Source organism: Psychrobacter sp. AOP22-C1-C5 (genome assembly GCF_052378885.1).
GTDB lineage: Bacteria > Pseudomonadota > Gammaproteobacteria > Pseudomonadales > Moraxellaceae > Psychrobacter.
Window position 1 is genome coordinate 18,532 of the sequence record NZ_JBQSYC010000006.1, and the last position, 11,920, is coordinate 30,451.

At 42.9% G+C, this 11,920-nt stretch carries 10 protein-coding genes; 5 read left to right on the forward strand and 5 right to left on the reverse strand.

Annotation, left to right across the window (positions count from 1 at the left end):
- Positions 1-395: 395 nt before the first annotated feature.
- The 3 genes from ACT3TH_RS09425 to ACT3TH_RS09435 form a co-directional block, all read right to left on the reverse strand.
- The gene (locus ACT3TH_RS09425) at positions 396-1,169 is read right to left on the reverse strand and encodes an ABC transporter permease (RefSeq protein ID WP_444755595.1); all 774 of its coding nucleotides are present in this window, start codon (positions 1,167-1,169) and stop codon (positions 396-398) included.
- Positions 1,170-1,295: 126 nt separating this feature from the next.
- The gene (locus tag ACT3TH_RS09430; protein ID WP_444755596.1) at positions 1,296-2,108 is read right to left on the reverse strand and encodes an ABC transporter ATP-binding protein; all 813 of its coding nucleotides are present in this window, start codon (positions 2,106-2,108) and stop codon (positions 1,296-1,298) included.
- A gap of 36 nt (positions 2,109-2,144) precedes the next feature.
- The gene (locus ACT3TH_RS09435; protein ID WP_444755597.1) at positions 2,145-2,735 is read right to left on the reverse strand and encodes a hotdog domain-containing protein; all 591 of its coding nucleotides are present in this window, start codon (positions 2,733-2,735) and stop codon (positions 2,145-2,147) included.
- A 215-nt stretch (positions 2,736-2,950) separates the two neighbouring features.
- Between ACT3TH_RS09435 and xthA the strand changes: the two genes are divergently transcribed.
- From xthA to ACT3TH_RS09450, 3 genes are all read left to right on the forward strand, one after another.
- Positions 2,951-3,775 (forward strand): exodeoxyribonuclease III, encoded by an 825-nt coding sequence (xthA, locus tag ACT3TH_RS09440; protein ID WP_444755598.1) that lies wholly within the window; start codon positions 2,951-2,953, stop codon positions 3,773-3,775.
- A gap of 88 nt (positions 3,776-3,863) precedes the next feature.
- Positions 3,864-5,087, forward strand: coding sequence for a bifunctional glutamate N-acetyltransferase/amino-acid acetyltransferase ArgJ (gene argJ, locus ACT3TH_RS09445; RefSeq protein WP_444755599.1), 1,224 nt, complete (start codon positions 3,864-3,866; stop codon positions 5,085-5,087).
- 401 nt (positions 5,088-5,488) lie between these two features.
- Positions 5,489-5,887 (forward strand): DUF4377 domain-containing protein, encoded by a 399-nt coding sequence (locus tag ACT3TH_RS09450; protein ID WP_444755600.1) that lies wholly within the window; start codon positions 5,489-5,491, stop codon positions 5,885-5,887.
- A 107-nt stretch (positions 5,888-5,994) separates the two neighbouring features.
- Here the strand turns inward: ACT3TH_RS09450 and ACT3TH_RS09455 are convergent, their stop codons facing one another.
- Positions 5,995-7,428, reverse strand: coding sequence for an L-serine ammonia-lyase (locus ACT3TH_RS09455; protein WP_444755601.1), 1,434 nt, complete (start codon positions 7,426-7,428; stop codon positions 5,995-5,997).
- 550 nt (positions 7,429-7,978) lie between these two features.
- Here ACT3TH_RS09455 and ACT3TH_RS09460 point away from each other — a divergent pair.
- Positions 7,979-9,427, forward strand: coding sequence for a solute carrier family 23 protein (locus ACT3TH_RS09460; RefSeq protein WP_444755602.1), 1,449 nt, complete (start codon positions 7,979-7,981; stop codon positions 9,425-9,427).
- Positions 9,428-9,518: 91 nt separating this feature from the next.
- Here ACT3TH_RS09460 and ACT3TH_RS09465 read toward each other — a convergent pair whose 3' ends face one another.
- The gene (locus ACT3TH_RS09465) at positions 9,519-10,451 is read right to left on the reverse strand and encodes a DMT family transporter (RefSeq protein ID WP_444755603.1); all 933 of its coding nucleotides are present in this window, start codon (positions 10,449-10,451) and stop codon (positions 9,519-9,521) included.
- A gap of 302 nt (positions 10,452-10,753) precedes the next feature.
- Between ACT3TH_RS09465 and ACT3TH_RS09470 the strand changes: the two genes are divergently transcribed.
- Entirely contained in the window at positions 10,754-11,782 is a 1,029-nt protein-coding gene (locus ACT3TH_RS09470) for a WG repeat-containing protein (protein WP_444755604.1), read from the forward strand.
- Positions 11,783-11,920: the final 138 nt, after the last annotated feature.

The window sequence follows — 11,920 nt, forward strand, 5'->3', positions numbered from 1 at the left end:
CTGACATAAAGCATTTCCGCTGAGAAAAACAACATCCTTATCTGTTGACTGGCTGCTAGGCTTCATTGCTATGCACCACTTTTCTTGATGACTTTTTCTTAGTGCATGTTTTTCTCAGCGACTATTAAAGAAAAAAGTTAAGAACAGTGAACAAAGAGACGGCTCCATAGTAAAAACATGCTTTCTCTTAAGTAAAAATTATGTAATGCCTACTGTAAAATTACCCAAAAAACAATACATTCAAGCAATACATTAGCATGAATATAAGCAGATGCAATACTAGTATGTAGTACTGAGCAGTGCATAAATAAAGCTGAAAAAAACAATGAATAGGGCAATAGATCAGTTACGTGATGGCCTATAATCAGTTTGCTAAGGCTCAGTCATGATATTCATTAAGAAAGAATTAGCTGCTTGTCCTTATTGAAAAAGCGTCGATAAATAAGCAGAGCGCTTATCGTGCAGCCGAGCATACTACTCACACAGATCAAAAACATGGTGACTATCTGATAACGAACCGCTTGGGTGGGGTCGGCTCCAGCCAGTATTTGACCTGTCATCATACCGGGCAAGCTGACAATACCGACAACCAACATAGAGTTCAGAGTTGGCGTCATACCGTTGATAATGGCGGCACGTATTGGTTCGTGGACCGCTTCAAATGGTCGAGCAGATAAGCTCAGCATCATTTCAATACGTCCTTGCTGCTCATGAAAGGCTTCAATCAGCTGATTACTCGTCAATGAAATGGCCGTCAAAGAGTTACCTAATATCAATCCTAATATAGGAATGACGAACTGCGGCGTATACCAAGGTTGTACGTTTAAAATCACGATAATGGCGATCGCAGTGACCAACATAGCAGAGGCGCTGACCGAGAGAAGAGTATCGATCCATAAGCCCTTATAATGGCGTTTGACACGGTTTTTGGCAGCGCTCCCAGCGATTAGGGTCATGATGGTTAAAATGAGTAATACTTCATACCATTGTTCGCGTGCAAAAATCCATGCCAGTATCAATCCAATAAAACTCAGCTGGACGACAGTACGAACGGCGGCGATTAACAAAGTTTTGGTAAGCTGCAAGCGCAGTTGCCAAGATAGGATTAGAACAATAATAATGAGACTACTGGCAAGGGCAATGTCGCCATAAGTTAGAAATACTTGCATATTGTCCATACCGCTCATGGTGGCTTACGATAAAGGTAGAAGTGTAGGGCAAGATTCAGGGAGACTGCCCTCAAAATTTACAGGGATATTGGGATTCTAGTAATGCAATGCATTGTTAACATATAACTAAAACACATATCTTAATACACCTGCCTGCATGTGCCAATGCTTATCGGCCAACGACATGATGTCTTGTGTGTCATGAGTCACCCACAACAATGTACGTAAAGTATCTGCCCGTAACCAGTCGATGAGTAACTGTACCAACTGGGCGGATGTGCTGCTATCTAAAGCCGCGGTCGGCTCATCCAATAGTAATACTTGTGGGTTTAATTGTAAAAGCCGCAAGGTGTTAACCAGCTGGCGTTCACCGCCCGATAGATGGGAAGCTTCTTGGTATAAGAAGTCAGCACTGCGCTCTAGATGGGCAAGTTGAGCGATATGCCAGTCAATATCAAAATGTCGATGCTGATGGGCTTGCAAATGATAAGGCATTTGCAAATTATCAATGACACGGCCTTCTATCAATTGAGGGTGCTGTGCGAGTAGAGACACCTGTGAGCGCCATTCTGTAGGCGCACTGTCATGAATACTACGGGAAGTGTGGCTGTTTGGCTCGCCTGTGCTGTGTAAACTGACATCGCCACTGCTCATTGGTAACAGACCCGCGAGCACCCGCAGTAGGACTGATTTACCACTGCCAGAGGCACCCGTCAAAACAGTCACTTGTCCTGATAATAATTTGCCACTGATGCCGCTTATTAGGACACGTTTATGAATAGACAAAGTGTTATCCGTCGTAGACGGCTTTTTTATTTTGGTAAGCCAGTTGCGGTATGTGTTAGACAAGGTAGGTACTGGGGCAGAGAGATTTTCACGATTGGGGTTTACCACCGTGGCGCGCTTGCTATGTACCCAAAGATCGTTAAATTCTAGCATAGCGCTCTTCTTATACAAACCAGTAAATCAGAACAATTACTTGTTAATTTGTTGGTTGATGGCGTGCTCAATAGCATCATGCAGCTTTTTTGGGACACGAATAGGTCGCATTGGAGCAGCGTGAGTTATGGCATCATCATCGTTAGCGATGGACTCTGGTGTTACTTGGTTTTGCACGCAAGCAATCACAATTTTGGTACTGCTCAATAAGGTGCTATTGGCATTGGCTTTATTAGTAGCGTCACCAGTTGGTGTATGACGATGGATGCTTTGGTAAAATACAATACTGGCAGGCTTTAGCTCTACTTTATCGATACGCACATTGATGACTTCGTCCAACAGAATGGCTCGTTTATATTGCAGATCTGCTTGACTCACGACAAAGTGCTGTACGTCACCGTTGTCAGTCTGTAAAAAATACCCATTTAAACCGAGCTGAGTAAACCAGTCGCGCCGACAGTTTTCAAAAAAAACCAGATGGTTGGCATGGTAGACTATACCGCCAGCGTCCGTATGGTTAATATAGACGTTGTAATCAGTGGCGAATAACGGCGTGGTCGTTTTGTTAGAGGCTGTTTTATCAGAAGTTGAGACGATTTTTGTATTTTTAATTTTAGTAGTTGTCATAATAGTACTCAATAAAGTGGTTTGCGAGCTGTCATTTAATAAACGTGACTGTATTAGAAGTGACGTATGCGATAATAAAAGCTACTTTATCTTAAGATATAAAACCACGCAACAGATAGGCTGGCCTGCGTCTGCTATCATAGTCGTTTATTTGCCGCTGTATTTCATAAATTCGTATCAGCACCGTATTATAATTAATCAGTATAGGATGGTTTATGCCCCGTTTTGTCAGTTTTAATATCAATGGTATTCGCGCCCGCCAACATCAGCTTGAAGCTGTACGAGAGGTCATCGATCCTGATGTAATGGGTCTACAAGAAACGAAAGTTCATGATGAGCAGTTTCCACTTAAAAACATTGAAAGCCTTGGCTATCATATCGAGTATTTTGGACAAAAAGCGCATTATGGCGTGGCACTTTTGTCTAAGGTCGCCCCTATATTTGTGCAAAAAGGCTTTCCGGGCGAAGACGCAGAGGCGCAGAAGCGTTTTATCCACGCGCGTTATGAGCTAGAAGGGCGTGAGATCGATGTGCTCAATGGCTATTTCCCGCAAGGAGAGAGTGAAGACCATCCGACCAAATTTCCGATGAAGCGTGCTTATTATGTGGATTTGATGGCTTATATTGACACACTAAAGGCAGAAGGGCGCTCACTCATCGTCATGGGAGATATGAATATCGCCCCAGAGGATATCGATATTGGTATTGGTGAGGTCAATGCGAAACGCTGGCTCAAAAACAGAAAGACGTCATTTTTACCAGAAGAGCGCGCATGGTATAGCGATTTGATGTCGCGCGAGCTGACCGACACCTACCGCTTGCACTATCCGGAGAGCACAGACTTATATAGCTGGTTTGATTACCGCAGTGGCGGTTTCAATGACGATCCTAAGCGTGGCTTACGTATCGACCATATCTTGTGTACTGCTAATTTGGTTGACGCCTGTGTCGATGCAGGTATCAGTTATGAGTTGCGAGGCATGGAAAAACCCTCTGACCATGCCCCAATTTGGTCTGCATTTGATTTAAGTAAACTTTAACATTTAACAAAATAGCATTTACTAAAATGATATTTAGTAAACCAGCTTCTACAAATAATAGCAAAAATTGAAAAATAAGGATTTAATGATGGCTGTCGGAAATGTTGCAGTACCCAATACGGTTTATCCTATCGAAGGCATCAAATTAAGCGCTACAGCAGCGGGTGTACGTTACAAAAATCGTGACGACTTGGTTGTGATTGAAATCGCTGATACGGCTACGGCGGCAGTTGTGACAACCAAAAATGCCTTTTGTGCTGCGCCTGTGCGTGTGTTACGTGAACACTTTGCCAAGGCCAGTCCGCGCTATTTGGTCACCAATACTGGTAATGCCAATGCTGGTACTGGCGCTGATGGTAAGCGTCGTGCTATCGATATCTGTCAGGCATTAGCGACTAAAGCAGGGGTGGATATCAGCACTGTATTGCCATTCTCTACTGGCGTGATTGGCGAGCCGCTAAACAGTGAGGCCATTGTCGCTGGTTTGGATAGTGCCCTTACCAATCTAGCACCAGATAATTGGCAAGCTGCGGCCAATGGTATTCGTACTACTGACACGATTCCAAAGATCGCCAGTCAAAAATTCGATATTGATAACGTCAGCTACCATATCACAGGTATGTCAAAAGGCTCAGGTATGATACGCCCGAATATGGCGACCATGCTTGGCTATGTGGCGACAGATGCCAATATTAAAGCAGACTTACTACAAGAGATGCTAAGTGCCATCAACGAGCAGTCTTTTAACCGTATTACTGTCGATGGAGACACCTCGACCAATGACTGCTGTGTATTAATAGCGACAGGGACTGCCAGCTCAGACGTCATCGATAGCGTTGCACATCCACATTATCAGCCTATCTTTGACGCTTTAACGGATGTGTTTATACGTCTGGCACAACTGATCGTACGTGATGGTGAAGGCGCTACCAAGTTTATGACAGTGAAAGTCACTGGTGGTAAAACGACGCAAGAGTGTTGTGATGTGGCATACGCTGTCGCCCATTCGCCATTGGTAAAAACCGCATTCTTTGCCAGCGATGCCAATTGGGGTCGCATCTTAGCAGCGGTTGGTTATGCCGGTATCGACGATCTTGATACAGAACAAGTCGATGTATATTTAGATGACGTAATGATCTGCCAAAATGGCGGCGTTGCACCAAGTTATACGGAGGAGGCTGGCAAGGCAGTCATGAGCCGCTCTGAGATTAGCATTCATATTGATCTTGCACGCGGTAACGCCAATGATACGGTATATACCTGTGATTTGTCTTATGACTATGTCAAGATTAACGCTGACTATCGCAGTTAATAATACTTAGATTCGATAATTTTTTTCAATCTAATTAAAAAGCCAGAGCATATTTTGCTTTGGCTTTTTACGTTTCAAAAATCAGTGGTTAGCAATTTATACTGTTATTTAATACGCTTCATTAACATCAGTTGCAAAAGCTGACGTTACTTTACAAACCAGTTATAGAGAGAAAGCAGTTCTGCATCCTATACTAACCTCAGCAAACAATAGACGATACTGTTGATATCTTAATAGATTTATTGATTAGTCTTAATTAAATTTGGATCAACGGTAGCGTCATAATAATCGTTAAAATTACTTGCCATGCTTTGAGTGTATATTAAACAATATAAAACGTTTATAACAATAAATTCAAACAGGCAATAAAGCATTTATATCAATTATCTGAGGATTTAATAATGAAAAAATTAGCACTTGCAGCATTGATGACAACATTTGCCCTTTCAGGCTGTTCTACTATGGGTATGGACAATGAGCGTACTATGGTTGTTGAAGGAGAGCCTGTAAACGTTAAAGTCGTTAATATCCCAAGCTTTAAAGTAGAGATTGCACCGCGTAAAGCTGTGTGTGAGTTGAATGCAAACGATGGCACCAAAGTAGAATCACAGTGCTTACAATACCGTCAGACTCATCAGAAAAACTACAATACGCTAAATGGTAATATCCAAGGTTTTACTTATGAGCCAAATTATCGCTACATCCTTGACGTACGCCAGGAAGCTGTAACTGCTGAAGGTTCTACCGTGGTTCAACCTGTTTGGATTCTTAATGAAGTAGTATCAAAAACTGCTGAATAATATGGTACTGGCTTGAAGGTAAGAGCCAATCATGATTATAAAAGCTATTTGTACAAAAAAGCCTCTAATTTTTAGAGGCTTTTTTATGTCAAAAATAAAAGCTTATATTAACACTGACTATAGTTAACGCTGACACCACGAGTCGCGGTTGGAATTCGACTGTCCGCATAGACTGCAAGACCACCACGAGCCGTTTCCTTGTATTTATCAGACATATCGGCTCCCGTTTGTTTCATGGTTTCTATCGCTTTGTCTAGAGAGACAAAGTGCTGACCATTGCCTCTACAGGCGAGGCGTGCTCCGTTGATGGCTTTGACCGCACCCATAGCATTGCGCTCAATACAAGGCACTTGTACCAATCCGCCAATGGGGTCACAAGTCAGACCTAGATTATGCTCAATCCCAATTTCGGCTGCATTCAAGCATTTGGCGGGTGAGCCATTCATGATCTCTGCCAATGCCGAACCTGCCATGGCACATGCAGAACCAACTTCACCTTGACAGCCAACTTCTGCGCCAGAGATTGAAGCGTTTTGTTTAATCAAGCTACCTATAGCAGTCGCATTTAATAAAAACTTGCGTACGCCATCTTGGCTGTAATTTGGCAAAAAATCACGATAATAATGTAATACGGCTGGAATGATACCAGCTGCGCCATTGGTAGGAGCAGTGACTACTTTACCGCCGTTGGCGTTTTCTTCGTTAACGGCGAGTGCATATAAATCGACCCAGTCCATCGCTGCCAGCTTATCCGTCTTTGATATAGGCTGATCTTTTTCAGCACATAATTGCACATACAAATCCTTCGCACGGCGTCTAACATCTAGACCACCCGGTAAAATACCACCGTTTTCACAACCTTGTTTGACGCAGTCTTGCATCACGTCCCAAATATTGTCCAAATAGGCAAACACGTCTTCTTTACTATGGAAATGACATTCGTTTGCCAGTACCAGATCACTGATACTCAAGTCATGCTGACAGCACTGATCTAACAGTTCTGCGGCATTATTAAAAGGGTAGGGAACACGATCAATCGTTGGATTGGCATGATCTTCATCAGGATTGGTCGCATCTTCTTCATTGATGACAAAGCCACCACCGACTGAGTAATAGGTCTGCTGATAACGAGCACCATCTGTCAATATGGCGCGAAGGGTCATTGCATTAGGATGATAGGGCAGGACAGTATCATCGTACCAGTAAATGTCTTGCTCTGTATCAAAGGCAACAGTATGAGCTCCTGAGACATTGAGGGTTTTTTCAGAAAAAATAGGAGACAGATAACTGCTGGTCATACGGGTATCAATAGTGCTAGGTGTATGTCCGAGCAATCCCAATAATATAGCAGTATCGGTGGCATGACCCTTTCCAGTCGCCGCCAAAGAACCATATAGCTCAATCTCAACCTTTTCAATAGACGTCAGTTCTGCCTGTTTAGCTAATGATGCCAAAAACAGATTGGCAGCCACCATCGGTCCTACCGTATGTGAGCTTGATGGGCCAATGCCAATTTTAAATAAGTCAAAGACACTAATCATAATAAGTTACCGAGATTTTTAAAGGCGTCAGCATAGTGTATTCACTGCTTGAGGCACTTTTATTAAGAATATAATAGACACCCATTGTGCTTATGTACCCATAAAAAATAGGCATGAGGCATTATCTATGAAAGTCTGGAAGTCAAAGCATTTAAATGATGATTGAATAATAACTTTTATTTATTTTAAAACTCCGTTATCATGCTCGGAATCAGAGGCTATGTAACATCCTGTAAGCCCTTATCACTATAAAATACGCTTGGTCATAGACGATCAAAACCATTTTTTATAGAGCATGTTTGGCCCTATACATTAATAAATGGTAGCCATATGACAAGTCTTACTTTTGGTTTGTCATATTACAACATAAATGAATGAATTGGGATGGCATATTATAGATGGGAATATAGATAGTTGCTATTTATAAAAATCGCCAGCCATATAGCCCCATTAATTGATCTTCTACGTTTATCCAATTTCTATCTTATCAACCATTTTATTAGTTATTTTAGCCTATTACTTTAGCTCAGCTCACATAGGATACGCGCGCATGCCATCTCAAAAAGACCCCTCGCCACCTTTAGAAAACAGCGCTCAAGATCAGTCAGCTCACAACGCCTTAGTGGCTGCAGGCATTGATAATGCAGCCATCAATCATCCGCATAATCCAGACTTTGACAATGGTCGCTGGTTTCCGACATGGCGACCTTATAAGGGCAATTTGGATCAAGATCCAGTCGGCATTAATGAGTATCTGCCGCCATCAAAGAGTATCTTGCTCGGCGTGCAGCATACTTTTGCGATGTTTGGTGCAACCGTACTGGCCCCGCTTTTAATGGGTTTTGACCCAAATTTGGCCATTTTGATGTCAGGTATTTGTACAGTGATGTTTTTTATAATCACTGGTGGACGTATGCCAAGTTATTTGGGATCGAGTTTTGCCTTTATTGGTCCAGTCATCGTTGTGACAGCGTATGCAGGTGCAGGGTTCAATGACAATCTGAATGTCGCATTAGGTGGCATCATGGCATGTGGCATTATTTATGCATTGATTGGACTTTTGGTAATGAAAACGGGTACAGGTTGGATTGAGCGTTTGATGCCGCCGATTGTAACTGGTGCTATCGTTATGATTATTGGTCTGAATTTAGCGCCAGTAACCATTCAAGGCGTGTCTGCCAACCAATTTGATGCGTGGATGGCCACATTGACGGTATTACTGATTAGTATGGTAGCCGTGTTTACACGAGGTATGCTGCGCCGTTTACTATTATTAGTTGGCTTAGTGCTGTCGTACGTTGCTTATTTTGTGATGACCAATGTACTGGGCTTTGGATCGGGCATTGACTTTAGTGGTGTGGCAGCGGCTTCTTGGTTTGGCTTGCCAAGTATTCATACGCCAAGCTTTGAGATGAGCGCCATTGTCTTAATAGCTCCTGTGGCCTTTATTTTGGTTGCTGAAAACTTAGGGCACTTTAAGGCGGTTGAAGGTATGACCAAGGCACGTGTGACGCCTTATATGGGGCGCGCCTTTTTCGCTGATGGCTTGGCGACGACTTTTTCGGCGGGATTCGGTGGTACTGGTGTCACCACATATGCTGAAAACATCGGTGTCATGGCGGTAACAAAGGTATATAGCACCACGATATTTGTCGTCGCTGGTTTGGTAGCAATCTTGCTGGGACTGTCACCAAAATTTGGTGCAATTATCCAGACCATTCCAGCCGCTTTATTGGGCGGGGCCTCTATCGTAGTGTTTGGTTTGATTGCGGTAGCAGGCGTCAAAATTTGGATAGACAATCATATCGATTTTAGCAAAAACAGCAATCTTATTATTGCGGCTGTCACCGTTATCATGGGTACAGGTAACTTTAGCTTGCACTTAGGCGGTTTTGATTTGGGTGGTATCGGTACTGCTACGTTGGCTGCTATTATACTAAATGCCTTGTTCAATCAAGGCTCTGAAGCTAAAGATGCTAAGAAATCATTGGTCAAATAATCCGTTTTAAGCCAGTTATTAATAAAGCCCGTATCATTAAAAAAGCGCTTCTCTACGTAAGAGGAGCGCTTTTTTTAGCAAAAAAATCAGCTTATTTATATTTACGTCTATAAAACCTTGCAAAAAATCGATAACGGCGTAAACCTTGATTATCAGGTTTTAATGAGCCTAAGTAGATCGCAAACATGGTCAGTAATGCACCGCTCCATTGCAACGTATTGATCGGTTTGTCGAGCCAACTATAATCAATAATCAAGGCAGCAATGGGTTCTGTCAATAGTAATAATCCAGTCAACGCCAGCGACAGCTTAGGAATAGAGTAGGCAATTAAGCCCCAAGCTAGGCACTGCATCACCGTACCATAAACCAATATCCAGCCAATCTCAGACCACGTATTGGGTAAAATATGACCCATATCAAACACAAACATTGGCACAATCATCGCGACAACCCCGCCGATACTGATAAGCTGCATCAGCATAAATATAGGTGTCGGTTCAGTATCGTGCGTTTTACGGATAAAGGTCATTGATGCGGCTAGCATTGCTCCTGACAAGATACCCGTGACAAACCCCCAAGTGGCTGCCGTGTTGTGCGCAAATTCAGGACTGCCGATCATTGCCACGCCAAGCATGGCCAAAAACAAACTGACAAGCTGCACAATAGATTGGCGTTCATTAAAGTATAAAAACCCAATTGCAGCTAAGAAAAAAATCTGTAAGCTGTTGAGTAAGGTTGAGATACCAGGTCCAACTGCATAGATACTCTCGTGCCAAAGCGCCAAATCCAACCCTAAAAAGGCACCTGATAATAAGCTATAAAAAATAGCGCGTCTTGAGCGGGGCAAGCGTTGCCCCATAATTTTGGCTAACACAGCAAATACGATGCCCGAAACGGCCAATCGCCAAAAGGACATTGCCCAACCACCAATATCAACGTGCGCGACAATCAAACTACCCAAACCAAATATAATACAACCAATGACCAAGCCAATAGGTGCAGAGCGTGATGAAGCAATAGCCATAACTGTCCTTAAATCGATATTATTCTTTCGTTCTATTGTATCAGTGCGGGTGTCAACACAAGCTGTATTGTCGAGGTTTTAAGCAAAAATTGAAATGCTTAAAATAGCATTTATGCTTAATTGTTAAGTTGACGGTTGCTCTATTAAACATGATTTATCGGAGCGCTTGTACAATTGAGTCACATCATTACAGGAATGATATTGGCGCAGATAACCCTATTTGCTAAGCTAGCGATTTAAAATGGTATTATTTTACCAATCTTTATATCAATAATTTCAATACCATTAGCTTAGGTCTACTTATGTCTCGACGTTCACTATCAAAACGACATCCTTCTTTGATATCCAGTTTACCGCTCACAATGTCTCGATATGGCTTAGCGGTAAGTCTCTTATCTGGCGCACTATTTGTCATGCCAACTGCTAATGCAGCCAGTTGTAAGATCCCGAAAAGTTATTATAAAAACGTCGCCTGTACGGCAAACAGTAGTTATTTTTTGGCCACAAAAGATTCCGGTGCGCCAGTAGCATTGCTTAACAATAAAGGCGTCAGTGTGGTTGATTTATCACGCTATCAAAAAGTCGATGTCAATCAGTTGGCAGGCGGTCTGCTACCAGTGCAGCGTAGCAATCGGGTAGGCTATCTCAATATGAAAGGTCGTGAAGTCGTTCCTGCGATGTACGATGTATTGACCGACAGCCAAGGATGGGCGCGTCCTGTATCTGATGGGCGTATCGTGGTAAAAAAGGATGGTAAATACGGGGTTGTTAATACTGCCAATAAGATCATTGTGCCGTTTTCAGCAGCGATTAGTGATATTGATGAGTATCAAAACGGTAGGGCGCGGGTACGTAAAGATCGAGCAGTCAGTTGGCTCGATAAAAATGGTAAAACGACGAGTGAGCCCAATAGCGCAGCCAATACGCAGTCCACAACGAAGCAATCGTCCGCTAATACCAGTAGCAACGTATCATCGTCAAAACAGTCAGCGTCCAATCGTTTTACCACGCTACAACCACGGAAGCAGGACGGTAAATGGGGGTTTGTCGATGACGACAACGTGACTATGATTACCTATTCATTTGATGAGGCACGTCCGTTTTCCGAGGGATTGGCTGGCGTGCGTATCGGTAAAGACTGGGGCTTTGTCAATCTGGGCGGCGAGCTTGTGATACCTTTTCGTTTTGCCAATAGCGGTGTGTCAGCGGGCGGTAGTTATAAAGGTCAATCCGCATTCGTGTTTACAGATGGTAAGGCTTGGATTGGCAACCTAAAAAATGGCAACAAGATGTGCGTCGATAAAAAAGGCGACGGTGTCAATTGTAGTTAGATTCGTCATTCGGCTCAAAATCGAGCATAAAAAGAGGATAGCACCTATGGTAGGCGCTATCCTCTTTTTTATTGCCAGTCGCTTATTAAAAATCTTTGATCGCCAACCTATAAATACAGGCAAATGGCAGAAAACGAT

Excerpts from the sequence above, each read along its gene's own strand:
- ACT3TH_RS09425 (WP_444755595.1), bottom strand. The coding sequence starts at position 1,169 with ATGCAAGTATTTCTAACTTATGGCGACATTGCCCTTGCCAGTAGTCTC.
- ACT3TH_RS09430 (WP_444755596.1), bottom strand. The coding sequence starts at position 2,108 with ATGCTAGAATTTAACGATCTTTGGGTACATAGCAAGCGCGCCACGGTG.
- ACT3TH_RS09435 (WP_444755597.1), bottom strand. The coding sequence starts at position 2,735 with ATGACAACTACTAAAATTAAAAATACAAAAATCGTCTCAACTTCTGAT.
- xthA (WP_444755598.1), top strand. The coding sequence starts at position 2,951 with ATGCCCCGTTTTGTCAGTTTTAATATCAATGGTATTCGCGCCCGCCAA.
- argJ (WP_444755599.1), top strand. The coding sequence starts at position 3,864 with ATGGCTGTCGGAAATGTTGCAGTACCCAATACGGTTTATCCTATCGAA.
- ACT3TH_RS09450 (WP_444755600.1), top strand. The coding sequence starts at position 5,489 with ATGAAAAAATTAGCACTTGCAGCATTGATGACAACATTTGCCCTTTCA.
- ACT3TH_RS09455 (WP_444755601.1), bottom strand. The coding sequence starts at position 7,428 with ATGATTAGTGTCTTTGACTTATTTAAAATTGGCATTGGCCCATCAAGC.
- ACT3TH_RS09460 (WP_444755602.1), top strand. The coding sequence starts at position 7,979 with ATGCCATCTCAAAAAGACCCCTCGCCACCTTTAGAAAACAGCGCTCAA.
- ACT3TH_RS09465 (WP_444755603.1), bottom strand. The coding sequence starts at position 10,451 with ATGGCTATTGCTTCATCACGCTCTGCACCTATTGGCTTGGTCATTGGT.
- ACT3TH_RS09470 (WP_444755604.1), top strand. The coding sequence starts at position 10,754 with ATGTCTCGACGTTCACTATCAAAACGACATCCTTCTTTGATATCCAGT.